The organism is Streptomyces sp. NPDC005374 (assembly GCF_042872225.1).
Taxonomy (GTDB): Bacteria; Actinomycetota; Actinomycetes; order Streptomycetales; family Streptomycetaceae; genus Streptomyces.
This window is the reverse complement of sequence record NZ_JBIAKA010000002.1, coordinates 208,039-231,810: the sequence shown is the minus strand read 5'-3', so window position 1 is coordinate 231,810 and position 23,772 is coordinate 208,039. Positions and strand designations below refer to the sequence as shown.

At 71.0% G+C, this 23,772-nt stretch carries 26 protein-coding genes; 13 read left to right on the top strand and 13 right to left on the bottom strand.

Annotated elements, in window-relative coordinates; genetic code table 11:
* Positions 1 to 7 precede the first annotated feature (7 nt).
* From ACFYRX_RS06515 to ACFYRX_RS06505, 3 genes are all read right to left on the bottom strand, one after another.
* Positions 8 to 1,228 carry an RICIN domain-containing protein gene (locus tag ACFYRX_RS06515; RefSeq protein ID WP_389097184.1) on the bottom strand — a complete coding sequence of 407 codons (1,221 nt, stop codon included), beginning with the start codon at positions 1,226 to 1,228 and terminating at the stop codon, positions 8 to 10.
* A gap of 144 nt (positions 1,229 to 1,372) precedes the next feature.
* A complete protein-coding gene (locus ACFYRX_RS06510) occupies positions 1,373 to 1,921 on the bottom strand; it encodes a VanZ family protein (protein ID WP_389097183.1) in 549 nt (182 codons plus the stop codon).
* 214 nt (positions 1,922 to 2,135) lie between these two features.
* The gene (locus ACFYRX_RS06505) at positions 2,136 to 2,801 is read right to left on the bottom strand and encodes a DUF4230 domain-containing protein (protein ID WP_389097182.1); all 666 of its coding nucleotides are present in this window, start codon (positions 2,799 to 2,801) and stop codon (positions 2,136 to 2,138) included.
* A 151-nt stretch (positions 2,802 to 2,952) separates the two neighbouring features.
* Here ACFYRX_RS06505 and ACFYRX_RS06500 point away from each other — a divergent pair, with 151 nt between their 5' ends.
* Positions 2,953 to 4,146 carry a cytochrome P450 gene (locus ACFYRX_RS06500; protein WP_389097181.1) on the top strand — a complete coding sequence of 398 codons (1,194 nt, stop codon included), beginning with the start codon at positions 2,953 to 2,955 and terminating at the stop codon, positions 4,144 to 4,146.
* Positions 4,147 to 4,165: 19 nt separating this feature from the next.
* On the opposite strand, the gene otr(A) is transcribed toward ACFYRX_RS06500, so the two are convergent.
* Entirely contained in the window at positions 4,166 to 6,019 is a 1,854-nt protein-coding gene (gene otr(A), locus ACFYRX_RS06495; RefSeq protein WP_389097180.1) for a tetracycline resistance ribosomal protection protein Otr(A), read from the bottom strand.
* 205 nt (positions 6,020 to 6,224) lie between these two features.
* On the opposite strand from otr(A), the gene ACFYRX_RS06490 reads away from it, so the two are divergent.
* Positions 6,225 to 7,175: a ribose-phosphate diphosphokinase gene (locus ACFYRX_RS06490; protein ID WP_389097179.1), complete on the top strand. Its 951-nt coding sequence runs from the start codon at positions 6,225 to 6,227 to the stop codon at positions 7,173 to 7,175.
* Between the two features lie 32 nt (positions 7,176 to 7,207).
* Here ACFYRX_RS06490 and ACFYRX_RS06485 read toward each other — a convergent pair whose 3' ends face one another.
* Both ACFYRX_RS06485 and ACFYRX_RS06480 read right to left on the bottom strand, forming a co-directional pair.
* Positions 7,208 to 7,588, bottom strand: coding sequence for an anti-sigma factor antagonist (locus ACFYRX_RS06485; protein WP_389097178.1), 381 nt, complete (start codon positions 7,586 to 7,588; stop codon positions 7,208 to 7,210).
* 233 nt (positions 7,589 to 7,821) lie between these two features.
* Entirely contained in the window at positions 7,822 to 8,259 is a 438-nt protein-coding gene (locus ACFYRX_RS06480) for a MarR family winged helix-turn-helix transcriptional regulator (RefSeq protein ID WP_389097177.1), read from the bottom strand.
* 103 nt (positions 8,260 to 8,362) lie between these two features.
* Here ACFYRX_RS06480 and ACFYRX_RS06475 point away from each other — a divergent pair, with 103 nt between their 5' ends.
* Positions 8,363 to 9,817, top strand: coding sequence for an aldehyde dehydrogenase family protein (locus ACFYRX_RS06475; protein WP_389097176.1), 1,455 nt, complete (start codon positions 8,363 to 8,365; stop codon positions 9,815 to 9,817).
* Between the two features lie 22 nt (positions 9,818 to 9,839).
* Positions 9,840 to 10,946, top strand: a complete 1,107-nt coding sequence (locus ACFYRX_RS06470) for an NAD(P)-dependent alcohol dehydrogenase (protein WP_389097175.1) — start codon at positions 9,840 to 9,842, stop codon at positions 10,944 to 10,946.
* A gap of 15 nt (positions 10,947 to 10,961) precedes the next feature.
* On the opposite strand, the gene ACFYRX_RS06465 is transcribed toward ACFYRX_RS06470, so the two are convergent.
* The gene (locus ACFYRX_RS06465) at positions 10,962 to 11,912 is read right to left on the bottom strand and encodes an NADP-dependent oxidoreductase (protein WP_389097174.1); all 951 of its coding nucleotides are present in this window, start codon (positions 11,910 to 11,912) and stop codon (positions 10,962 to 10,964) included.
* 70 nt (positions 11,913 to 11,982) lie between these two features.
* Here ACFYRX_RS06465 and ACFYRX_RS06460 point away from each other — a divergent pair, with 70 nt between their 5' ends.
* Positions 11,983 to 12,933, top strand: coding sequence for a GlxA family transcriptional regulator (locus ACFYRX_RS06460; protein ID WP_389097173.1), 951 nt, complete (start codon positions 11,983 to 11,985; stop codon positions 12,931 to 12,933).
* Between the two features lie 31 nt (positions 12,934 to 12,964).
* Positions 12,965 to 13,819 carry a hypothetical protein gene (locus ACFYRX_RS06455; RefSeq protein ID WP_389097172.1) on the top strand — a complete coding sequence of 285 codons (855 nt, stop codon included), beginning with the start codon at positions 12,965 to 12,967 and terminating at the stop codon, positions 13,817 to 13,819.
* An 8-nt stretch (positions 13,820 to 13,827) separates the two neighbouring features.
* Here the strand turns inward: ACFYRX_RS06455 and ACFYRX_RS06450 are convergent, their stop codons facing one another.
* Together ACFYRX_RS06450 and ACFYRX_RS06445 are read right to left on the bottom strand one after the other, a co-directional pair.
* Positions 13,828 to 14,391: a TetR/AcrR family transcriptional regulator gene (locus tag ACFYRX_RS06450; protein WP_389097171.1), complete on the bottom strand. Its 564-nt coding sequence runs from the start codon at positions 14,389 to 14,391 to the stop codon at positions 13,828 to 13,830.
* Positions 14,388 to 14,750: a DUF1304 domain-containing protein gene (locus tag ACFYRX_RS06445; protein ID WP_389097170.1), complete on the bottom strand. Its 363-nt coding sequence runs from the start codon at positions 14,748 to 14,750 to the stop codon at positions 14,388 to 14,390. Before ACFYRX_RS06445 ends, ACFYRX_RS06450 begins: the two co-directional genes overlap by 4 nt.
* A 272-nt stretch (positions 14,751 to 15,022) precedes the next feature.
* On the opposite strand from ACFYRX_RS06445, the gene ACFYRX_RS06440 reads away from it, so the two are divergent.
* Positions 15,023 to 15,415: a VOC family protein gene (locus ACFYRX_RS06440; protein WP_389097169.1), complete on the top strand. Its 393-nt coding sequence runs from the start codon at positions 15,023 to 15,025 to the stop codon at positions 15,413 to 15,415.
* A 1-nt stretch (position 15,416) separates the two neighbouring features.
* Here ACFYRX_RS06440 and ACFYRX_RS06435 read toward each other — a convergent pair whose 3' ends face one another.
* A complete protein-coding gene (locus ACFYRX_RS06435) occupies positions 15,417 to 15,719 on the bottom strand; it encodes a DUF4235 domain-containing protein (protein ID WP_389097168.1) in 303 nt (100 codons plus the stop codon).
* Positions 15,720 to 15,778: 59 nt separating this feature from the next.
* Entirely contained in the window at positions 15,779 to 16,798 is a 1,020-nt protein-coding gene (locus ACFYRX_RS06430; protein WP_389097167.1) for a glutathione S-transferase family protein, read from the bottom strand.
* Between the two features lie 92 nt (positions 16,799 to 16,890).
* Between ACFYRX_RS06430 and ACFYRX_RS06425 the strand changes: the two genes are divergently transcribed.
* The gene (locus ACFYRX_RS06425) at positions 16,891 to 17,886 is read left to right on the top strand and encodes a cation diffusion facilitator family transporter (protein WP_389097166.1); all 996 of its coding nucleotides are present in this window, start codon (positions 16,891 to 16,893) and stop codon (positions 17,884 to 17,886) included.
* Between the two features lie 62 nt (positions 17,887 to 17,948).
* Here ACFYRX_RS06425 and ACFYRX_RS06420 read toward each other — a convergent pair whose 3' ends face one another.
* Together ACFYRX_RS06420 and ACFYRX_RS06415 are read right to left on the bottom strand one after the other, a co-directional pair.
* Positions 17,949 to 18,398, bottom strand: a complete 450-nt coding sequence (locus ACFYRX_RS06420) for a nitroreductase family deazaflavin-dependent oxidoreductase (RefSeq protein ID WP_389097165.1) — start codon at positions 18,396 to 18,398, stop codon at positions 17,949 to 17,951.
* Between the two features lie 101 nt (positions 18,399 to 18,499).
* Positions 18,500 to 19,126 (bottom strand): LysE family transporter, encoded by a 627-nt coding sequence (locus ACFYRX_RS06415; protein WP_389097164.1) that lies wholly within the window; start codon positions 19,124 to 19,126, stop codon positions 18,500 to 18,502.
* 319 nt (positions 19,127 to 19,445) lie between these two features.
* Between ACFYRX_RS06415 and ACFYRX_RS06410 the strand changes: the two genes are divergently transcribed.
* The 5 genes from ACFYRX_RS06410 to ACFYRX_RS06390 all read left to right on the top strand — a co-directional run bounded on the left by ACFYRX_RS06410 (position 19,446) and on the right by ACFYRX_RS06390 (position 23,764).
* Positions 19,446 to 20,645 (top strand): cytochrome P450, encoded by a 1,200-nt coding sequence (locus tag ACFYRX_RS06410; RefSeq protein ID WP_389097163.1) that lies wholly within the window; start codon positions 19,446 to 19,448, stop codon positions 20,643 to 20,645.
* 12 nt (positions 20,646 to 20,657) lie between these two features.
* Positions 20,658 to 20,870: a ferredoxin gene (locus tag ACFYRX_RS06405; protein ID WP_389097162.1), complete on the top strand. Its 213-nt coding sequence runs from the start codon at positions 20,658 to 20,660 to the stop codon at positions 20,868 to 20,870.
* Positions 20,871 to 21,429: 559 nt separating this feature from the next.
* Positions 21,430 to 21,888, top strand: a complete 459-nt coding sequence (locus ACFYRX_RS06400; RefSeq protein WP_389097161.1) for a DUF1348 family protein — start codon at positions 21,430 to 21,432, stop codon at positions 21,886 to 21,888.
* Between the two features lie 9 nt (positions 21,889 to 21,897).
* A complete protein-coding gene (locus tag ACFYRX_RS06395) occupies positions 21,898 to 22,413 on the top strand; it encodes a flavoprotein (protein WP_389097160.1) in 516 nt (171 codons plus the stop codon).
* Between the two features lie 379 nt (positions 22,414 to 22,792).
* Positions 22,793 to 23,764, top strand: coding sequence for an aldo/keto reductase (locus tag ACFYRX_RS06390; protein ID WP_389097159.1), 972 nt, complete (start codon positions 22,793 to 22,795; stop codon positions 23,762 to 23,764).
* Positions 23,765 to 23,772 lie beyond the last annotated feature (8 nt).

The following is a 23,772-nucleotide window of genomic DNA, read 5'->3' as shown; positions in this document are numbered from 1 at the left end:
CGCCGGTTCAGCCGACCGTCCACTTCTGGTTGGCGCCGCCTGTGCAGCTCCACATCTGGAGCCGGGTGCCATTGGCCGAGTTGTTGCCGGTGACGTCCAGGCACTTGCCGGCCTGCGGATTGACGATGTCGTGCGCGCCCGTGACGGTCCAGCGCTGGGCCGCGGAGCCGTTGCAGTCGTAGAGCTGGACGGGCGTCCCGTCCGGGGTGCCGCCGCCCGTCACGTCCAGGCACTTGCCGAGCGCGCGGATCGTGGCGTCCGAGCCAACGGTCCACTGCTGGGCCGCGCTGCCGTTGCAGTCGTAGAGCTGTACGGCCGTCCCGTTCGCCGGGTTCGCCCCGGCGACGTCCACGCACTTGCCGGCCAGGCCCCGGATCGGCGCCCCGGTGGCCGTCTCACCGGTGGTGACCGAGACGTGGTCCACCACGAGCTGCTGGGGGAAGGCCGTGGAGCCGTCCGGGTCGCCGGGCCAGTAGCCGCCGACCGCGAGGTTCAGGATCAGGAAGAACGGCTTGTCGAACACCCAGGTACGACCGCCCAGGTCGGCGGGGGTGCGCCGCTGGTAGACGTTCCCGTCCACGGACCAGGTGATCGATCCCGGCGCCCAGTCGACGGCGAAGGTGTGGAAGGCGTCCGCGAAGGCCTGGCCACCCGGCAGGGAGTAGCCCGCGCCAATGCCGCCCGAGCCGGAGTATCCGGGGCCGTGGATCGTGCCGTGCACGGTCGAGGGCTCGAAGCCGACGTTCTCCATGACGTCGATCTCGCCCGAGTCCGGCCAGTTGACCGGCGTGCCGAGCATCCAGAACGCGGGCCACATGCCCTGCCCGCGCGGGATCTTCATGCGCGCCTCGACGTGCCCGTACTGTGCGGTGAACTTCCCGGACGTGTTCAGCCGGGCCGAGGTGTACTGGCAGGTGCCGTACCAGCACTGGTAGTTCGCCGGGTTCTCGCGCCGGGCCGTGATCACGAGATGGCCCTGGCCGTCGAGCGCGGCGTTCCTGTTGCCCGAGGTGTAGTACTGCCGCTCGTGGTTGTTGACGTTGTCGCCGGTCTCGACCTGCCACTTCGAGGAGTCGGCCGCGGCTCCGGCGGGCCCGTCGAAGGTGTCGGAGAAGGTCACCGCTGCGGCGGCGACGGCGGGCGGATCCGCCCGCGCGGTACCGGACGACAGGAGTACGGCGGACAGGGCGGCGAGGAGACATCTGCGCAGCAGGCGTGAGGCGGCCACGGCTCTTCCTTCCCTGCGGCGGCCCGAGCGACGGGCGCGCCGGTCGAGGTGGGGGATGAAGGTGTCGCCTCTTGATTTAAGGAGTGAGGTAAGGGGTCGTCAATACTTTGGTACGGACCAGAAGTTGAGCGAAGTGACGGTTCCTTACGCCTTCCTCGCCGGCTTGTGCACGGCCCGGCTCAGCCGCCGCCCCAGCAGCAGATAGCCGATCAGGGCGCCGGAGGTGTTCAGGATGACGTCGTCGATGTCGAAGGCCCGGCCCTCCACCAGCGCGCCCTGCGCGAACTCCACCAGCAGCATCACCACGGCCGTCAGCAGCAGGATCCGCAGCAGCCCACGGGTCTTCGGGGCGATGATCGGCACCAGGATGCCGAACGGCACGCCCAGCAGGATGTTCCCGCCGATCTGCTTGAAGGCGTCCCGCATCTCCGGCTGGTCCAGATAGGCCTTGAGGGAGGCCCCTGGATGCAGGTTGGTGTGTGTCAGGTCCACCGACGCGGGCGAGGGCTCCAGGGTGAGCCGGGCCAGCACGACGGCGAACGCCACCATGAACGCGAACGCGAACACCATCGCCACGAAGCGGGCGACGAGGGAGAGCGGATTGCGCCGGGGGCGGGCGGGTTTCGCCGCGCGCTCGGTCTTGGCGGTGCCTTCGTTTGACCCCGCTCGCGAACGTGAGGGCGCCCAAACCATTCGGTCCTCCACTCTCCAACTTACCGTTGTGGTAAGGCGATTACCCCTGAACGGCCCGAGAATGCCGCCGCGCCCCCACCGACCCCCGCGTTTCCGATGGCGCGCCGCTCGCCGCCGCACCGGACCGGGCACTGCCGTTGGGGCGCCTTCGGTCCGGTGCGGCGGCGACTACGTGGCACGGGTGCTGGCCGGCACCACCCTGCTCGGCGGCTGATCAGGTGGTGCCGTAGGTGACCTGGACCTTCGTGAAGCCGAGCGAGTTCAGCAGGCCCTTGAGCATGTTGGTGGTGTTGGTCTCGGCCCGTTTGGTCAGCTCGCTCTCCTTCGCCGCCTCGGTGATGTGCATGACGGCGAGCTTCTGCACGGCCTGTTCGCTGTTGGGGTTGTCGGAGAAGAAGTCGCCGAACCGGTCGAGCAGACCCCGCTGCTTGGAGACCGCGTAGGAGCGGTCGGCGTCCAGGGTGGCCTTGCCCAGTTGGGCGTGCGGCAGATGGAGTGTGGCGGCCGTGCGGTCCTCGTTGACCGTCACGTCGTTCTTGGCGACCTTGCCGAGGTCGACGTAGGCGTCGACCGCGCCCGCCCCGACGTACAGGGTGCGGGAACCGCGGATCGCGTCGGGCAGGAACTTGGTGTCCTTCTCCAGGTCCACGACGACCTGGAAATTGCCGGAGGCGGCGTCGTAACGGCTGATGTCCTGGATGGACTCCAGAAGTGCGGGACCCGTACGGTCGTGGGTCTCCGTGCCGAACAGGTCCTTGAGGCCGGGGAGCACGCTGAACCGGATCCCGGCGAAGAACACCACGAGCACCACCACGACGGCGGTGAGTATCTTCGCCCAGCCGGGCATGCGCCTGGACACGCGCCTGATGGGAGTCGTCATGCGACGGCCCTCCTTCCTACTGCACGGATGCCCAGGGACGATCCCCAAAAGCCTTCCTGCACTGTCTTGTTGGCCGATTGGGACACTGTCACAGGCATGACCGGCGCACTAGCGTGGACAACTTCGCGTACCGGCGTGTCTGGAGACCCGGATGAGCACAGAGAGTACGTCCAGGACCCTTCGTCCCATGCACCGCATCCCCCTTCCCGAGTCCGGCCCGCCACGGCTCACCGCCCTGGCCACCGGCACCCCGGTGTGGCTCGTGACCCGCTATGCCGATGTCCGCCAGGTCCTCATGGATCCCCGGTTCGACCGTAAGTCGCTCAGGGACGCGGACGCCCCGCCGCTGCTCGTGGTACCGAACCTGCTGGACTCCCCGGACGGCCTCATCAACCAGGACGGCCCGCCCCACCAACTGCTGCGGGGCACGGTCCAGCGGGCCTTCACCCCGCGCGCGATCGCCCGCTGGCGGCCCTGGACCGCCTCCGTGGTGGAGTCGCTCCTGGACGACCTGGCACGGCAGCCGCAACCCGCCGACATCGTCGAGGGGTTCACCCGCCGTCTGCCGGTGTCGGTGATCGCGCGGCTGATGGGCCTGGAGGACGCCGACTGGGAGCGCATCCGGGGCTGGGCCGACCACGCCCTGTCCGGTGGCGCGCACACCGCCGAACAAGTCGGAGCGGCGATGCGGGAGTTCGGCCTGTTCTGCGCGGAACTGGTCGCCGAGCGGCGCAAGGAACCGGGCGACGACCTGGTCAGCGCGCTGGTCGCGGCGGGCGACGGGCTCGGCATCGAGGAGCCGCGGCTCGTGATCCTGGTCCTGGGGCTGGTCGTCGCCGGGCACGAGACGACCATGACGGCCCTCGGCAACATCGTCGTCCACCTCCTCACCGACGGGCAGGAGGCATGGCCGGGGCTCGCCGGGAGCCAGGAGGCGGCCGAGACTGCCGTCGAACAGCTCCTGCGCACGATCCCGCTGAGCGAGGGCAGGGTGCTGCCCGGTCTGATCCGCCGGGCAGTCGAGGAGGTCGAGGTCGGCGGTGTGACGATCCCGGCGGGGGCCGTGGTCGCCGTCCAGACCAACGCGGCCAACCGGGACCCGGACGTCTTCCCGCAGCCCGGCGAGACCGACCTGTTCGCCCCGCTGACCACACCGAGCGTGGTCTTCGGCGCCGGTCCCCACCACTGCCTCGGCGCGTGGCTGGCCCGCCTGGAGCTGGGACTGGCACTGCACCGGCTGGCGGTCAGGTTTCCGGGGCTGCGAGCCGAGTTCACCCCGGAGACCGTCGAGTGGCGGGAGGGGCAGCTGACACGGGGGCCGCGGCGGCTGCCGGTGTCCTGGTGAGGTGCGGGCCGGTGAGGGGCTAGGGGGTCTTGAGTTCGCGGTCGCCCGCCACCAGTGACCACCACATCCCCTCGCCGTGTGTGAGCCCCGGCAGCCGCAGTTCGATCTCGCGGACCCTTCTGGCCGGGAGCGCGCCGGTGATCGACCAGGCCGTGCTCCCGCCTGTGGTTCCCGTGAACTCGGCTCCCGCCGAGGCCAGTTGCGCGGTCACCGGCGCCAGGGCGTCCAGCGGCACCTCCGTCTCGAACGCGTGGTACGGCTCGTACAGCCGGGTCCCGGCCCGCTCCAGGGCCCGGCGCAGCACGATCGGCGTGAGCCCGCGGAAGTCGGCGGCGGTACTGAGGGGGCCCACAAAGCCGGACCGGATCAGCGTGACCCGGTAGTCCGTCACGGTCGCGCCGGTCAGCCCGGTCCGCATGCTCGCGTGGACGGTCTCCTCGATGGCCTGGTGGAAGGCCCGGGGGAGCGCCCCGAGCTCGGTCTCGTACCCGAAGACCCCGCCGGAACCGCGCTCGCCCGGCTCGACCCGCAGTCCGATCGTCGCCCAGTAGCGCACGTGATCGTGGTACGGCAGCTCGTCACAGGCCTCGCCGGTGCCGCGCGGACGCTCCAGGTACCGGACCCGGCCCGGCGCGAAGTCGGCCTCGACGCCGAAGTCCTGGAGGAGAGTGGCCGCCAGCACCTCCATCTGGACCTCGCCGTACAGGAGCAGCGAGGTGCCGCCCCCGGCCGTGGGGCGGGCGTGGATGAGGGGGTCCTGGTCGGCGAGGGCCAGCAGCGCGGAGCGCAGCCGGGCCGACTGTCCGGGATTTCGGGCGGTGACCAGGGTTTCCAGGGTCGGGGGTGCGAACTGCGGGGCCCGCTCGGTGAGTTCGCCGAGCCGGTCGCCCACGCGGAGACCGGGGGAGAACGTCAGCGCCGCGATGTCGCCGGCGGTGAACGGCCCCGTGCCGTGGAGGCGCGTGATCCGCCCGGACACCGGGCTGGTCGTGCCGTCGGCCTCACGCCTCACGAAGGTGAGGCGCTGACGTTCCGTCACCTCACCGCCGTAGAGACGGAGATACGCGGTGCGTTCGCCGCCGGGGCCCGGCCGTACGGCGAACACCGTGCCGCGTGGGTCGCCCGCGGGTGTCACGGGCGCGGACGGGATCAACCGGGTCATGGCCTCGACCAGGCCGGGGACGCCCTGGCCACTGATCGCGGAACCGAAGAGGACCGGGTGGAAGGAGCCGTCGGCGGTGCGGGCGGCAAGGGCCTTGCCGAGGTCGTCCAGGGTGGGCTCGGGACCGTCCACGACCGCCGCGAGGATGTCCGGGTCCACATCGGCGAGAGCCTCGGCCAGCCGTCGGTCGTCCTCCCCGAGGACGCTCACGCGGGCGCCGCCCGTGCCGATGCCCGTCACCTCCGTCAGCGGGGTGACGTACGGCGTCAGCCGGCGCCGGATGTCCGCGAGCAGGCCCTCGTCGCGGGCGCCCGCCCGGTCGATCTTGTTGACGAAGATCAGCGTGGGCAGCCGGAGCCCGCGCAGGGTCCGCATCAGTACGCGGGTCTGCGCCTGCACGCCCTCCACGGCGGACAGCAGCAGCACCGCGCCGTCCAGGACCTCGAGGGCGCGCTCGACCTCGGCGACGAAGTCGGAGTGCCCGGGGGTGTCGATGAGGTTGATCCGGGTGTCGCCGACGGTGAAGGAGGCGACCGCGGAGCGGATGGTGATGCCGCGCTGCCGTTCGATCGTGCCGTTGTCCGTGCGGGTGTCACCGGCGTCGACACTGCCGAGCCGGTCGATCGCGCCGTGGTCGAACAGCAGCCGCTCGGTGAGGCTGGTCTTACCGGCGTCGACGTGGGCCAGAATTCCGATGTTCAGGGTGTGCATGGCGGGTGGAGTCCTCGAGAACCGTGGGCCGAAGGGGGCACTGGGTGGTTTCGAGGAGTCGGCGCATGCGAGTGATCCTGACGGGAGGGAACACGGACGGGGCCATCATGGCGTCCGGCCGTCGGGGCACCGCAACCGAATTTCGGTGTTCGGCGGCCAGTAGCATGAGCCGGGCAGCCCAGATGATCATCCGAGGAGCAGGTTCGTGCGAGACATCGCCGTGTTCAGCGGTAGCGCCCACCCCGAGCTGGCGGCGGAGGTCTGCGCGCATCTCGGTGTGCCGCTCAGTCCCACCCGGGTCAGCAGGTTCGCCAACGACTGCCTGGAGGTGCAGCTGCAGGCCAACTGCCGGGAGCGGGACGTCTTCCTCATCCAGCCGCTGGTGCGGCCGGTCCAGGAGCACCTGGTGGAGCTGCTGCTGATGTGCGACGCGGCCCGCGGCGCCTCCGCGCGCCGGATCACCGTCGTCATGCCCCACTACTCCTACGCCCGCTCGGACAAGAAGGACGCGCCCCGCATCTCGCTGGGTGGACGGCTCGTCGCCGACCTGATGGTCTCCGCAGGCGCGAGCCGTGTCCTCGCGATGACCCTGCACTCGCCGCAGGTCCACGGCTTCTTCTCGGTCCCCGTGGACCACCTGCACGCGCTGCGCGAACTGGCCGCGCACTTCCAGCAGTACGACCTCTCCCGCACCACCGTCGTCTCCCCGGACCTCGGCAACGCCAAGGAGGCGGCCGCCTTCGCCCGGCTGATCGGCGCCCAGGTGGCGGCCGGCGCCAAGCAGCGGTTCGCCGACGACCGGGTGAGCATCAGCGACGTCATCGGTGAGATCACCGACCGGGACGTCATCGTGCTGGACGACGAGATCGCCAAGGGCTCGACGGTCCTCGAACTCCTGGACAGGCTGCGGGAGTTGGGGCCGCGGTCGATCCGGGTGGCCTGTACGCACGGCCTGTTCGCGGACGGTGCCCTCAAGCGGATCGGCGAGCAGCCCGACGTGCTGGAGATCGTCTGCACCAACACCGTGCCGGTCCCCGACGAGGAACGCACCGACAAGCTGCGGATCCTGTCCATTGCCCCCGCGCTCGCCGAGGCCGTGCGGCGCATTCACAACGGTGAGTCCGTCAGCGCCCTGTTCGACGCACGCAGCGAGTAGTCAGGTCACGGGGATCGCGGTTTTGCCCACCGTCATAACGTGCCGGAGGTGGCCTCGGGCTGGCCCAGGGCGGCGTCCAGCGACGGCAGCGGGGGCAGCAGCCGGGACAGTCCGGTCACCCGGATGATCCGCAGCGTGAGCGGATGCGTGCAGACCAGCAGCAGGGTGCCGTTGTGGTCGAGTACGCGAGCCCGGGCCCGGTAGAGCAGTCGCAGCCCGGAGCAGTCGAAGAACTCCACGCCGCTGAGGTCGATCACCAGCCGTGCGTCCTGCCGCCCCGTGACCCGGTCCAGCAGGGGGAGGAGCTCCACGGCCGCGGCGATGTCGATCTCCCCGCGGAACTCCAGCACCGTGTGACCGCGGTCCTCATGGACGCGCAGATGCCGGGACGGCGGTGCAGGTTCATGCTGCACGACGACATCGCCTCCAACCGGATCCACGAACGGCAAAGGGTGCAGATCACCGGGGGCCGGGGTGACGACGTGGTGCGAGCGTAGACGTGTCACCGTGCCCCGAGTGCGTGCAAATCCGTTCCCCGCCCTGCAAGTTACCCCCGATGGAGTGAATTTGAGCATGTTCGATTGACATATGTCTTCGAATTGCGACCACCGGTTCGCGACAGGTTCACGCGGGGCTCGCGCCCGGCTCACGACAGGGCGTGCCAGGCCTTGGTCAGTGCCTGCCGGAACTGTTCCGTCTGGTGTGCGGTGAGGTCCCGCATCATCCGCTCCTCCAGGTCCCGTACGGGGCCTTCGTGCTGGGCGAGCAGCGCGCGGGCCTCCTCGGTCAGCAGGATCTGCAGCTCGCGCCGGTTGTTCGGATTGCGCTCGCGGCGCACCAGTCCGCGCGTCTCCAGGGAGCGCACCAGATCGGCGATCGACTGGGCGGTGACGAAGGAGTCCCGGGCCAGCTGCGCCGCCGACAGTCCGTCGTGCCGCTCCAGCACGGTGAGGGCCGTGTACTGCAGGGCCGTGATCCCGGACGGTCGGACCAGCTCGTCCAGGTGGGAGCGGACAACGAGCTCCACCTGCTTCACCATGTAGAGGAGCGACGGGGGTGCCTTGGTCACCTGTGTGTCGAGCATGGGTTCAGGCTAGAGCATTGACAGGAAACCTGTCTGTAAAGAGACTGCGAACCAACAGGAATCCTGTTGATTGAAATCTTGGCGACGATGCTGAGGAGCGGTGATGTCCCCCACCGAGATCCAACCCGGACGGCTGTTCATGGGCGGCCAGTGGCACGAGGCCGCCGACGGCGCGCGTACGGAGGTGGTCGACCCGTCCCGGGGCGCGGTCCTCACCACCGTCGCGGAGGGCGGCGCGGCCGACGTGGACGCGGCCGTCCGAGCCGCCCGGGAAGCCTTCGACGGCGGCGGCTGGTCCGGCCTGAGCGGACGCGAGCGGGGCCGGATCCTGCACCGGGTCGCCGAACTGATCCGCGAGAACGCCGACGAACTCGCCCGGCTGGAGAGCCTGGACGTCGGCAAGCCGATCTCCCTGTGCCACGCGGTGGACGTGACCAACGCGGCCAACGACTACGAGCACTTCGCCGCCCTCGCGCACCAGATCGACGGCTCGGTCCGCGACACCCCGATGAACGCCCTCGCCTACACCAAGCGCGAGCCGCTCGGGGTGGTCGCCGCGATCACCCCCTTCAACTTCCCGCTGATCCTCGCCGGTTCCAAGATCGGTCCCGCGCTCGCCGCCGGAAACACGGTCGTGCACAAGCCGGCCGACGAGACCCCGCTCAGCGCCCTCTACATGGCCGCGCTGTTCCAGCGGGCAGGCGTCCCGGACGGCGTCGTCAACGTGGTCACCGGCACCGGTCCGGTGGCCGGCGAGGCCCTGCTGCGCCACCGCGGGGTCGACAAGATCGCCTTCACCGGCTCCACCGCGATCGGCCGGCACGTGGCCGCCACGGCGGGCGAGGCGCTCAAGCCCGTCACCATGGAGCTCGGCGGGAACGCCGCCAACCTCGTCTTCGAGGACGCCGATCTGGAGAAGGCCGTCGGCGCGATCATCAAGGCGTTCGTCTTCAACACCGGCCAGTTCTGCATGGGCGGCCCACGCCTGCTCGTGGCACGGTCCGTGTACAGCACCGTGCTCGGCATCCTCGCCGACGCCGTGCCCGGCGTACCGGTCGGCGACCCGCGCAACCCGGAGACCGTCGTCGGTCCCATGGCGGGGGAGAAGCACCTGAAGAAGGTCGAGGAGTACATCGACCTGGCGCGCAAGGAGGGTGGCCGCATCGTCTGCGGTGGTGAGCGCCTCGACCTCGACGGCGGCTTCTACTACAAGCCCACCGTGATCGCCGACCTCTCCAACGACTCCCGGGTCGTACAGGAGGAGATCTTCGGACCGGTCCTGACCGTGCAGCCCTTCGACAGCGAGGACGAGGCCGTCACACTCGCCAACTCCACGCCGTACGGCCTGGCTTCGGGAGTCCAGACGACGAACCTCGCCCGCGCCCACCGGGTCGCCGACCGCCTCCAGGCGGGCGTCGTCTGGGTCAACGACTGGGCGATGCTCGACCCCGCGGTGCCGTTCGGCGGAGTCAAGGACTCCGGATACGGCCGCGAGTACGGCCCCGAGGCGCTCGACGCCTACACCAGGGTCAAGTCCGTCGTCGTCTCGCTCGACTGAGCACTTCCAAGGAGTTCCTGCGATGTCCCTCACCACCCGTGCCGCGGTCGTCGAGTCCGGCGGCGCGCCCTTCACCCTCTCCGACGTCACCCTCGACGCGCCCGGCCCCCATGAGGCGCTCGTCCGCATGGTCGCGACCGGCCTCTGCCACACCGACCTCGGCGTCGCGAGCGGCGGACTGCCCTTCCCACTGCCCGGCGTCCTGGGCCACGAGGGCGCGGGAGTCGTCGAGGCCGTCGGCCCGGCGGTCACCGGCGTCGCGCCCGGCGACCATGTCGTGCTGTCCTTCACCTCCTGCGGCGATTGCCGCAACTGCGACGGCGGCCACCCCGCCTACTGCGCCGGCTGGCTGCCGCTGAACCTCCTCGGCGGCCGCCGGGCCGACGGCACCAGCACCATCAGCCGGGACGGCGAACCGCTCGGCGGGCACTTCTTCGGCCAGTCCTCGTTCGCCGAGCGGGCCCTGGTCGACGAGCGCAGCCTCGTCAAGGTCGACAAGGACGTGCCGCTGGAGTCCATCGCCCCGCTCGGCTGCGGGGTCCAGACCGGTGTCGGCGCCGTGTGGAACGTACTGAAGCCCGTCACCGGTGCCACGATCGTGGTCCTCGGCGCCGGGGCCGTGGGCCTCTCCGCGGTCATGGCCGCCGCCCTCACCCCCGCGACGACCATCGTCGCCGTCGACCGGGTGGGCGAACGCCTCTCCCTCGCCCGGGAGTTGGGTGCCACCCACACCGTCAACGCGGCGGACGAGGACCTCGGTGAGGCGCTCGCCGCGATCACCGGCGGGCAGGGCGCGGACGGCATCGTGGAGACCACGGGCAACGTGTCCGTCCTGCGGCAGGGCGTCGACGCGCTCGCCGCCCGCGGCACCGTGGTCGTCGTCGGCGCCCCGCCGTTCGGCACCGAGGTCTCCCTCGACGTCAACGGTCTGCTCGGCGGCAAGCGGGTCGTCGGGCTCACCCTCGGCGACGCCGAGACCCAGAGCTTCATCCCCGCCCTGGTCCGCATGGTGAAGGAGGGACGCCTGCCGCTGCACCGCCTGATCAGCACCTATCCGTTCGCGGACATCGACCAGGCGGTGCGGGACATGGGCGCGGGCAAGGCGATCAAGCCCGTGCTGACGTTCTGACCCGGCCGGTCCGACTCAGTCGACCGTCAGGACCAGCTTTCCCGTGGTCCGGCCGGTGTCGCCGAGCGCATGCGCCTCGGCGGCATCGGCCAGCGGGAAGGTGCCGGCGACGGTCGCGCGCAGCCGGCCCGCCTCGACCAGTTCGGCGACTGCGCGCATCCCGGCCCGGTCGGCGTCCACCAGGACGAACGCGGCCCGTACGCCGAGCCGTTCGGCCTCCTCGTACAGCTCGGGGCCCGTGACCGGCAGGATCGACACCACCTGGCCGCCGGGGCGCAGCACCCGCAGCGAACGCAGGCCGTGGTCGCCGCCCATGGTGTCCAGCACCACGTCGACGTCCTTCACGGCCTCGGCGAAGTCGGTCTCCCGGTAGTCGATCACCTCGTCGGCACCCAGCCCGCGCAGGAACTCGTGCTTGCCCGCACTGGCCGTGCCGATGACGTACGCCCCACGCGCCTTGGCGATCTGCACCGCCACATGCCCGACGCCACCGGCCGCCGCGTGGATCAGAACCCGCTGCCCCGGCCGCAGGTCCGCGTGCTCCACCAGGGCCTGCCAGGCGGTCAGCGCGACCAGGGGGAGGGCCCCGGCCTGCACGTGGTCGATTCCGGCGGGCTTGCGTACCAGGGCACGGGCCGGGGCGACGACGTACTCGGCGTGCGAACCGTGTCCGTACGGATAGGGCAGCAGACCGAAGACCTCCTCCCCGGGAGCGAAGTCCGTGGCGCCGAATCCGACCGCCTCTACCACCCCCGAGACGTCCCAGCCCAGGACGAAGGGCGGTTCGCCCAGGAAGAGGCCGGCGGCGCGATGCTTCCAGTCGGTGGGGTTGACACCGGCCGCCCGCACCCGCACCAGCACCTCGTTCGCCCGCGGCTCCGGGCGCTCCACCTGCACTTCCCTGAGGACTTCGGGACCGCCGAGGACGTCCTGGCTGATGGCTCGCATCGTGTTCACATTGCTCATGGTGACCAGCCTGCCGGGGACCTTCCGGCAGCGAAATGGCATGATGGCCAAGCTTCGATAGGATCGTGCCATGCCTCATGTGGAACGAGTCGTGGTCCTGGCGCTCGACGGCGTGTACCCCTTCGAGCTGGGCATCGCCAGTCGGATCTTCAACGCGGCCGACGGCCGGTACGAGGTGCTGACCTGCACCGTCGACGGCCAACCGGTGCGCAGCAACGCCGACTTCACCATCGGTGTCGAGCACGGACCCGAGGCCCTGAGGACGGCGGACACCGTGGTGGTCCCGCCCATAGACCCCGCGCGCGTGAGCGCCGAACTGCCCGACGAGGTCAGCTCCGCACTCGCGCTGATCCCCGAGGGGGCGCGTCTCGTCTCCATCTGCACCGGCGCGTTCGTCCTGGCGGCGGCCGGATTCCTGGACGGCCGCACCGCGACCACGCACTGGAACCTGGCCGACCGGTTCCGCGCCATGTTCCCCCGGATCGCCCTCGATCCCGGCGTGCTCTTCGTCGACGACGGCACAGTGCTCACTTCGGCCGGCGCCGCCTCCGGCGTCGACGTGTGCCTGCACATCGTGCGCAAGGACCACGGCAGCGAGCTCGCCAACAAGGTGGCCCGCCGCTGTGTCGTACCGCCCTTCCGCGAGGGGGGCCAGGCGCAGTACATCGAGCAGCCGGTCCCGGAGTCCGGGACCCTGAGCACGGCCGCCACCCGCGAGTGGGCGCTGGCACGGCTCGACGAACCGATCACCCTGGCCGACCTCGCCGCCCACGCCCGGATGAGCCTGCGCACCTTCGCCCGCCGCTTCAGCGACGAGGTCGGTCTCAGTCCCGGCCGCTGGCTGATCCAGCAGCGCGTGGCCCGGGCCCGGCACCTGCTGGAGTCCAGCGACCTTTCGGTCGACCGGATCGCCGGCCGTGTCGGCTTCGCCACCGGCGCGTCCCTGCGACAGCACCTGCACGCGTCGATCGGGGTGTCGCCGCAGGCATATCGGCGCACGTTCCAGGCGGCGGCCCGCTGAACGTTCCGGGCCCCCGCGGCGTCGAAGGACCATGAAGCGGGTGGCGGGGATGCGGGGAGTGCTGTGGGTGGTCCTGGTCGCGGTGGCGGCTGTGGGCTGCGGCTCGGGGGAGGGGGACCTGGTCGTCGAGGGCACACCCGCCGCGACGCCGTACGACGGTCCGCTGAACGTCCCCACCAAGGAGCTGGGCGAGCACACCCCGCGGGCCGTGCGGCTGGCATCCGGGGCGGCGGGCCGGGCGTTGGAGTGCACGGGGGAGATCTACGTGGGCAACGGGCCCGAGGCCTGGTCGGAGGGCGACGGAGGGGACAGCCCGGAGGAGGGGCTGAAGTTCTGGTTCGACCTGCTCGACCCGGGCGTTCCCCGTTCCGGCTACCGTGTGGAGCGCCGGGAGGCGGACCGCGTGCTCTACTCCTACGACGTCGGAGGCCGTACCAAGGTGGCGGTCGTGGTCGCCAAGGACCAGCAGGGAAGGCCCGGTTGGGGCCCGGAGACCAGCGCGTCCTGCGACCCGTCGGAACTCCCGGCCTCGTACACCGACTCCCACGGCGGCATCGAGATCTGGACGGATCGCGACGGCCACCGGGTGCCGACCACGAAGGTGAACAGTGGCGCGGGTGACGATCACTGCGGCTGGAGGAAGGTGCACTTCCTCGACCTGGGTGACCGGATGTACGCCCGCGACCCCGAGGGCCGGCTCGAACCCGGCGTGCTCACGGCCGCCTACGACGGGGCGACCGAGATGCCGGCCGCCGCACACGACACCGGATACCGCTACCGCGACTGGCGGTTGTGGCTGACGGCGGACCGACGGACGGCGTACGTGCGCACCCCCGACGGCGTGGAGGCCTGGCCGCTGCTGAAGGAACCCGCGGCCTGCATGTGAGGAGGGGGTCAGCGACTCGCGTGCAGCGCGACCAGCAACTGCCAGACCTGGTCGGCGATTTCACCGGGCCCGGCGTAGAGCAGGCCGTGCAGCCAGTCGCCCAGGACGCCCGCGAAGGTCGCCGCGACCGCGGAGGCGACCAGTGGGGCGTCGGCCGCGCCCGCGAGTTCGCGTTCCCGCAGGCTGTAGGCCCTCAGGTCCTGGTGCAGGACCCGGCCGAGCGGGCCGCCGCCGCCCGGGGTGAGCAGGGCCCGGTACAGCGCGGTGTGCGGGGTGAGGGAGGCGAAGAACTCCGCGAGCGCGGGCGGCGCGTGCACCGGGTCGGGCCGCCCGCGCCAGGCGTGCAGTGCCTCCACGGCATCCCGTACGACGTCCGCGCAGGCGTCGACGGCGAGCGCCTCCAGGCCGTCGTAGTGGACGTAGAACGTGGCCCGCCCGACCCCGGCCCGCCGCACCAGCGCGGCCACCCCCACCTCCGCCAGCGGCCGCTCGGCGCACTCCGCGAGCAGTGCCTCCCGCAGCCGCGCCCGGGTGCGGGCCGCCCGCGGGTCCTCGGGTGCGGGGCGGGTCACTGCGCCACGAGGACGGCGGCCAGGGCGAGCGCGCCGGGCAACGCCTGCGCGGCGAGGATACGGACGTTGGCGGTGACGGCGCCGTAGACCCCCGCGACGATCACACACGCCAGGAAGAACACCTGCGCCCTGAACCCGGTCGGATCTCCCGCGACGAGCCCCCACACCAGCCCCGCCGCGAGGAACCCGTTGTAGAGCCCCTGGTTCGCGGCCATGGCGGCGGTGGCCCGGGCCATCTCCCGGTCGAACCCGTGGAAGGACATCCCCGGCTTCTTCTGCCACAGGAACATCTCCATCACGAGGATGTACACGTGCAGTGCCGCCACCAGGCCGACCAGCACGTTCGCCAGGATCTCCATCAGTTTCCCCTTATTTCTTGGACAGGTGCCCACTATAGCGGGACAGCTGTCCAGGAAGGGAGGGCGGGCGGAACCTCGTGCGAACGGCCGGACTGACAACGCGAGTTGGCGACTCAGCAGGAGGAAGTCCGCCCATGACGCGCTGCCCGCGCCGGGAGCTGATGCGGGACGGCAAGTGGCTGCCCGCCGACTGAATCGGCCGCGCCGGGATATCCGCAAGGTACAAGGCCGCGGGGCGCCAACACCCCGCGGCCGGACCCTTCGGAGGAGACATGGCACTGGTGAAAACGGGGGTCGTCGTGCTCGACTGTGCCGAGCCCGAGAAACTCGCCGTGTTCTACAAGGAACTGCTGGACGCCGAGGAGACCGACGCCACCGCCAACCGCGTGGAGATCAGGGGCGCCGACGGGTTCCGCCTCGGCTTCCGGCGCGATGTGAAGGCGACGCCGCCGAGCTGGCCACGCCCCGAGAACTCGCTCCAGGCCCACCTCGACTTCGTGGTGGACGACCTGGACGCGGCCGAGCGCAAGGTGGTGGAGCTCGGCGGCCGCCCACTGGAGGCGAAGGACGTCTCAGGGCCCTACGAGGAACGCGGTTACGCCGATCCGGCGGGCCACTCCTTCACCCTGCGCCTGGTCACACCGACCGCGCCCAAGCAGGGCTGAGTCAGTCGCGGCCGCCCTTCTCCGAGGCCGGCCAGACGCCGGTGGACCGCTCGATGGCCTTCGCGCCGGTGCGGTCCACCGCGCTGCGCACCACGGCGAAGATGGCGCCCTGGACCGCGGCCGCCAGGAGGATCTCCCCCCAACCGCGGTCCTGGTCCAGGGCGTCGGGCGCGTCCTCCTCGTTCCGGATCGCCATCCAGGTCTTGCGGAAGGCGAGCCCCGCCAGCCAGCCGCTCGACCAGCCGAGGACGAACCCGACGGGCTGGTAGGCGAGGGGGAGCTTCATCTTCTTCTTCTTGGCCATGCTGGTCTCCTGGTCCGAGTGGTCCGAGTGATCCGAGAAAGGGGCGATGAGGAGGACGGTCAGGGGCGGCCCCGTTCCGGGACCCGTTCGTCCGGGGGAGGCGGTCCCGGCGGGGTGCCGTCGCCGAAGGGACGGCCGCCCAGTTCCTCACGGTGATGCGGCGTCAGCCAGCCCGCCAGGTCCGGGCCGAGCGGCACGATGCCGGTCGGGTTGATGCCGGTGTGCACCTGGTAGTAGTGCCGTTTGATGTGGTCGAAGTCGACGGTGTCACCGAAGCCCGGCGTCTGGTAGAGGTCGCGGACGTACGCCCACAGCACCTCGTTCTCCGCCAGCTTCCAGCGGTTGCACTTGAAGTGACCGTGGTAGACGGCATCGAAACGGACCAGCGTGGTGAACAGCCGGATGTCCGCCTCGGTGATCGTGTCCCCGACCAGGTACCGCTGCCCGGCCAGGCGCCCGGTCAGCAGGTCGAGCCGGCGGAACACACCCGCGCACGCCTCCTCGTACTCCTCCTGGCCGGTGGCGAAACCCGCCCGGTACACACCGTTGTTGACATCCTCGTAGACGTCCGCCATCACCGTGTCGATCTCGTCGCGCAGCGCCCGCGGATACAGGTCGGGCGCGCCCTCCCGGTGCAGGGCCGTCCACTCGGTGGCCAGGTCCAGGGTGAGCTGCTGGTAGTCGTTGGTGACGAGCTTCCCGCTGGGGACGTCCACGAGCGCGGGCACGCTCACCCCGCCGGGGTAGTCGCTCTCCCGCTTGTCGTAGGCCTCACTGAGATAGCGGATGCCGAGCACCGGGTCGCGGCCGTCCGGGTCCAGGGTGAAACGCCAGCTGCGGTCGTCCTGGACGGGGTCGGTGATCCCCATCGACAGAGCGTCCTCCAGGCCGAGCAGCCGTCGCGAGATCACCGCCCGGCTCGCCCACGGACACGCGCGGCTGACCACCAGCCGGTAGCGGCCGGCCTCCACCGGCCAGCCGTCCCGTCCGTCGGCGGTGACCCGGTCCGCGAAGTGGCTCTTGGACCGCTTGAACGCCTTCCGGCCGTACGCGCTGTTGCCGTCGTCGGCGCTGCCCATTTTTGCTCCCGTCGTACGTCTGCCCTGGACGCGTTCCCCGTTTTCGGCCGACGGCACGGTGTGAGTGCCGGGGAGCCGGGCAGTCGGCGAAGGTGAGCGGGACATCTACGAAAGACAAGAGCGGGACATCCACGGCCGGCGAAGCCGACCGGAAGACGCGCGTCACCGTCCTGGTGGCCCTCGCGGCGAACCTGGTGATCGCTGTCGCCAAGGCCATCGGCGGACTCTTCGCGGGCTCGCCCGCGCTGCTGTCGGAGGCGGCACACTCGGTCGCGGACAGCCTCAACGAGGTTTTCCTGCTGGCCGCGCTGCGCCGCAGCCGCCGCCCCGCCGACCGGCGCCATCCGTTCGGCTACGGCAAGGAGAGGTTCTTCTGGTCACTGATCGCGGCTGTCGGGATCTTCGTGATGGGCGGCTGTTTCTCCGTCTTCCAGGGCATCGAGGCACTGCGCAACGGCGCCGAGGAGACGCTCAGCGGATATGTGGCCGGCCTGATCGTGCTCGGTGTGGCCTTCCTCGCCGAGGGGATCTCACTGGTGCGGGCACTGCACCAGGTGCACAAGCAGGGCGGCGTCGCCCAGGGCATGCGGGACCCGGCCCTGCGCACGGTCGTCGCCGAGGACGGCACGGCGGTCCTCGGAGTGAGCCTCGCGATGGCCGGCATGGCGCTGCACATGGTCACCGGGCAGGTCGTCTGGGAGGCGTCCGCCTCCCTGGCCATCGGCGTGCTGCTCGTCTACGTGGCCTACCGGCTGGGCCGCGAGGCCAAGGGCCAGCTGATCGGCGAGGCCGCCGACCCGGAGTCCAGCGCCAGGATCAGGGAACTGCTGAACGCGCAGCCCGAGATCGACAGCGTGGAAGCGCTGTTCACCATGAAGATGGGGCTGGACTCGCTCCTGGTGGCCGCCCGTGTCGATCTGATACCCGGTCTGGACAGCGAGCGGGTCGAGGAGGTCGCCGTACGCATCAAGCGGTCCGTCTCCCGGACCGTGTCCGAGGCCGACCAGATCTTCCTCGACGTCACCGACCGGCCGGCCGAGGAGGCAAGGGAAAGCCCCGCCGCGACGGGGGAACGCGGCGGGGCCTGAGGCTCGTGTGCCCGGCCGAAACCGGTCCATGCGTCCTCGCGCCAAGATATTTCCGGGAGCGGTCAGTCCCCGTCGACGGGCTCCAGAACGAAGACGGGTATCACCCGGTCCGTCTTCTCCTGGTACTCGGCGTACGGCGGGTACGCCGCGACTGCCCGCTCCCACCACTCGTCCTTCTCCGCGCCGGTGATCTCACGGGCGGTGAAGTCCCGCTTGGCCGGGCCGTCCTGCAGCTCGACACGCGGATCGGCCTTGACGTTGTGGTACCAGACCGGGTGCTTGGGCGCCCCGCCCAGTGAGGCGACCGCCGCGTAACGCCCGTCGTGCTCGACACGCATCAGGGGCGTCTTGCGGATACTGCCGCTCTTCGCACCCCGGGTCGTCAGCAGGATGACCGGCATCCCCGTGTCCATGAGCGTGTTTCCCTTGGTGCCACCGGAGCTCTCGTACAACTCCACCTGGTCGCGCACCCACTGGGTCGGGCTGGGCTCGTACTCGCCCTCAAGAGGCATGTTTTCGTCTCCTCGTCGTCTGCTGCGGGGGGTCTCGCACCGGGCTCAACACCGTCCGGCGCGAGTTTCATACCCACCGGGTTCCCCGCGACCCTGTCACGTCACGGCAGAACCATCCGCACGGCGAGCGCGGTGATCACGGCGCTCGACACGAGCGCCGTCACCAGGCGCCCCCGGTGCCCCGTGAGCGCCCGCCCCAGCAGGGCGCCGCCCCCGGCGAGCAGGAGCTGCCAGCTCGCCGACGCCGCGAACGCCGCGAGGACGAACACGCCCTGTTCCAGGGGCCGTACGGCGTCCTCGGCACGGGTGCCGAGGACCAGGGCCGCGAAGTAGATCACCGTGGTGGGGTTGAGGAGCGTGATGCCGAGCAGGCCCAGATACGCCCGGGCCGGGCTCGGGGGAGGCGGATCGGACCTGGTGGCGAGCCGGTGACCGCGGTACTGCCGTACGGCTGTGATCGCGCCGCGGGCCGCGAGCGCCACCAGGACCAGTGCGGCCGCCCAGCGCAGCGGCCCGAGGACCGGCCGCAGCAGTGCGGCGACGGCGGAGCCGCCGATCGTGGCCACCAGGGCGTACAGGCCGTCCGCGGTCGCCACCCCGAGCGCGGCGCAGGCGCCGGTGCGCAGGGAGGTCCGGGCGGTGAGGGAGACAAGGTAGGTCGCGACCGCGCCGACGGGTACGGCGATGCCGTACCCCGCGAGCAGTCCCGCGAGGAGCGCGGCGTTCATGAGCGCGGAAGCGTGGGCCTCCACGGTCGGCCGGGCTGCTGCTGGACCCGCACCGGAAGAGCGGCGGTGGCGGTCGGCGGCAGGAAGGCTTCGGTCGTCATGGCCAGATAGTGGGGGTGGTCGGCAGGCCACGGCAACCCGATTTCCAAGGTACGGCGGCCCCGCCATGAATGCCGCCGTCCGTTTCGCCGTCCCACGGCGACGATCTCCGGCCAGATTGCCCTCGCCACCGATCTGGCCGAACTTGCCGTCGCCCTATAGATGCCTCGGGCATCTAATGAAGATCTGTATGCCGCACCCTTCATCTGTGAGGTCATCCATGACGGAAACGGAACCTGTGGCCTTTCCCCAGGACCGGACCTGCCCCTATCACCCGCCCACGGCCTACGACCCCCTGCGCGCCGCCCCTCCGCTGTCCTGGATCACGCTCTTCGACGGCCGTCCGGCCTGGCTGGTCAGCAGTCACGACACAGCCCGCGCCCTGCTCGCCGACGGTCGGCTGTCCAGCGACCGCACCCGCGACGGCTTCCCCGCGCCCACGGCACGCTTCGCGGGCCTCAGGAACCGGAAGGCCGCACTGGTGAGCGTGGACGACCCTGAGCACCGCGTCCAGCGGCGCATGATGGTCCCCGGTTTCACGCTCCGCCGCGCCACCGCACTGCGCCCCCACATCCAGCGGATCGTCGACGAACGCATCGACGCGATGATCGCCCAGGGCCCGCCCGCCGAGCTGGTGAGCGCCTTCGCGCTGCCCGTTCCCTCGACCGTGATCTGCGCCCTGCTCGGCGTGCCCTACGCCGACCACGACTTCTTCGAGGGACAGTCCAGGCGGCTGCTGCGCGGGCCCGAGGCCACGGACGTCATGGACGCCCGGGACCGACTGGAGGAGTACTTCGACGAGTTGATCGACCACAAAGCGAAGCAGCCCGAGCCGGGTGACGGCGTGCTCGACGAACTCGTCCACCGGCAGCTGCGGGACGGGGAGCTGACCCGCGAGGAAGTGATCGCCCTGGCGGTCATCCTGCTGGTCGCCGGCCACGAGACGACCGCCAACATGATCTCGCTCGGCACCTACACGCTCCTCCAACACCCCGACCGGCTGGCCGAGTTGCGCACCGACCCCGCCCTGTTCCCGGACGCGGTCGAGGAGCTCATGCGGATGCTGTCGATCGTCGACGGACTGCTGCGGGTGGCCCTGGAGGACATCGAGGTCGCCGGGACGACGATCAGGGCGGGTGAGGGAGTCGTCCTGTCGACCTCGATGGTCAACCGGGACGAGGACGTGTACGCCGACCCGGACACCTTCGACTGGCACCGGCCCGCCCGGCACCACATCGCGTTCGGCTTCGGCATCCACCAGTGTCTCGGCCAGAACCTCGCCCGCGCCGAACTGGAGATCGCCCTGCGCACCCTCTTCGACCGGCTGCCCGCTCTGCGCCTCGCCGTGCCGGCCGACGAGATCCCCTTCAAGCCCGGCGACACGATCCAGGGGATGGTCGAACTCCCCGTGACCTGGTAGGCGGCTCCGCCCATGCAGACCGACATCCACATCTCCATCGACACGGACGCCTGCATCGGGGCGGGCCAGTGCGCCCTGGCCGCCCCGGGCGTCTTCACCCAGGACGACGACGGATTCAGCACCCTCCTGCCCGGCCGGGAGAACGGCACCGGCGACCCCATGGCCCGGGAGGCGGCCCGGGCCTGCCCGGTCGCCGCCATCACGGTGTCCGAGCCGGCCGGCTGACCATCGATCCGGGCGTCACGGGGCCCGAGCCGGCGGCGGGTCCGGAACGCCCCGCTCGGCGCCCCGCTCGACGCCCCGCTCGACGCGCCGCGGGCGGGCCGGGGCGCCGATGACGTCGTATGCCGTGATCCACCCGCCCTCGACGGTGACGGCGAGGGTGAACAGCGGCCGCCCGCGCGGTGCGACGACGGCACCGACGGCCCGAACCTGGACCGCTGGTGCAGCGCCGCGGTCCCCTCGACCACCGTCCGGGCGCGGTCGGCCTGGCGCATCACGTCGGGTGCCTGCACCTCCGGCAGCCTGCCCGGGGCGCTGCTCCGCGCGGCGGCCAGGAACGCCTTCACCGGCCGCCGATGCCGGTCGGGTTCGGCCTCCGGGACCGCGGGAGTGCCCCGGACCCTGTGCCGGGCCCGGCCGGCGAGCTTCGTTACGGCGGCCCCGGAGCGGTCGAGAACCGGCGCGAAGGGATTGAACGCGATGGGATGAGCGTGCGGGCCCGTGAGACCGTGACGGCGCTCGCCACCGCGTGACCCCTGCCCCGACCATGACGGAGGACGACATGACCGACCGCCCGCCCCTGCCGCCGTTCACCCGCGAAAGTGCCGCCCAGAAGGTGCAGGCCGCCGAGGACGCCTGGAACAGCCGTGATCCGCAGCGGGTGGCGCTCGCCTACTCGGAGGACTCCGTGTGGCGCAACCGGGGCACCTTCGTCACCGGCCGGGCCGGGATCGTCGAGTTCCTCACCGCCAAGTGGGCACGCGAGCGGGAGTACGCGCTGCGCAAGGACCTCTGGGCCCACGACGGCAACCGCATCGCGGTCCGCTTCCAGTACGAGTGCCGGGACACCGAAGGGCGGTGGTGGCGGTCGTACGGCAACGAACTGTGGGAGTTCGACGAGCACGGCCTGATGGCCCGGCGCGAGGCGAGCATCAACGACATCCAGATCGAGGAGAAGGAGCGCCGTATCCACGGGCCCCGGCCCGAGGCCGAGCGGGGTCTGTCCTTCCCGCTTGAGTAGGGTTCCGCCGTGACCGAACAGGCCGAGAAACCGCCCTTCTTGTACGTCGTCGTCTGCGCCGCCGGTATCGCCGCCGACGTCGGCAGGCTGATCACCGCCGCGCAGGAGCGGGAGTGGCAGGTCGGCGTCATCGCGACGCCGACCGCCATGAACGGTTTCTTCGACACCGCGGCCGTCGAGGCCCGGACCGGCCACCCGATCCGCTCGGACTGGCGCCGCCCGGGTGAGCCGCGCCCGTTCCCGGAGCCCGACGCGGTCGTGGTCGCCCCGGCCACCTTCAACACGATCAACAAGTGGGCCACCGGTATCGCCGACACCCTCGCCGTGGGCACGCTGTGCGAGGTGTCCGGCCAGGGCGTCCCGATCGGCGTCCTGACCTGTGTCTCCGACGACCTCGCCGGACACCCCGCCTACCAGGACAGTCTGATACGGCTGCGGGGGATGGGCGTGCGGTTCGGTCACCCCTACCAGGGCGCCGAGGGTGAGGAGTTCGGGTGGGAGCGGGTGCTGGATCTGGTGGAGTGAGTCAGACGGTGACCTCCCGAGGAGAGCCGGGGGGCGGCCAGTGGATGGGGGGCGCGGAGGTCGGCGGGGGGCAGGGCGCGGCCGGCTGTGTCGAGGTAACCGGCGTGCTGGGGCCCCCGGGCTCTGCCTCGCCGAGGGGACGCGGACGCTGCCGTCGCCCTGGTCGCCGCCGCGGAGGACGGTGTACGTCAGGAAGGTCACGCGGCCGCGCCGCAGCGGTTCACCGGCCGGCCCCGATCCGGTGCGTTCCGGGCACGTCGGCTCCTGGGGTGTTCCTCCGTGTGCCGTTCCGCCGCCCGTTCCGGGCTGCAAGTGCCGTGGGAGAGCCCGAAGTCGTACGCTCCCCTCCCGACCCTTTTCGAAGGCAGGAGCAGCAACGATGCAGTACGTGAAGCTCGGTTCGACGGGCCTGGACGTCTCTCGGATCTGTCTGGGCTGCATGTCCTACGGCGTGCCGGACCGTGGCGTGCACGAGTGGACCCTCGACGAGGAGGCGTCGCGGCCACTGATCCGGCAGGCCCTGGAGGCCGGCGTCACCTTCTTCGACACCGCGAACGTCTACTCCGACGGCACCAGCGAGGAGATCGTTGGCAAGGCCCTCGCGGACTTCGCGAACCGCGACGAGATCGTGCTCGCGACCAAGGTGCACGGGCGGATGCGCTCGGGACAGAACGCCGCCGGACTGTCCCGCAAGGCGATCATGACGGAGATCGACCACAGCCTGAGGCGCCTGGGCACTGACTACGTCGACCTCTATCAGATCCACCGCTTCGACCCCCACACCCCGGTCGAGGAGACGATGGAGGCGCTGCACGACCTCGTGAAGGCCGGCAAGGTGCGCTACATCGGGGCGAGTTCGATGTACGCCTGGCAGTTCTCCAAGATGCAGTACACGGCCGAGCGGCACGGCTGGACCAGGTTCGTCTCCATGCAGAACCACTACAACCTCCTGTACCGCGAGGAGGAGCGCGAGATGCTGCCGCTCTGCGCCGACCAGGGCGTGAGTGCCCTGCCGTGGAGCCCGCTGGCCCGCGGCCGCCTCACCCGCGACTGGGGCACGGTCACCGACCGCAGCTCCAGCGACGACTTCGGCAGCCGCCTCTACCAGGAGGGCGACCGCAGCATCGTCGAGGCGGTCACCCGCATCGCCGGCGACCGGGGAGTCCCGCGCGCGCAGGTCGCCCTGGCCTGGCTCCTGGCCCAGGACACGGTGGCGGCCCCGATCGTGGGAGCCGGCAAGCGGCATCACATCGAGGACGCGGTGGCGGCGGTCGAACTGGAGCTCAGCGACAAGGAGATCCAGGAGCTGGAGGGGCCGTACACGGCCCGTCCCGTCGTCGGTCACGGCTGACCCGTCCG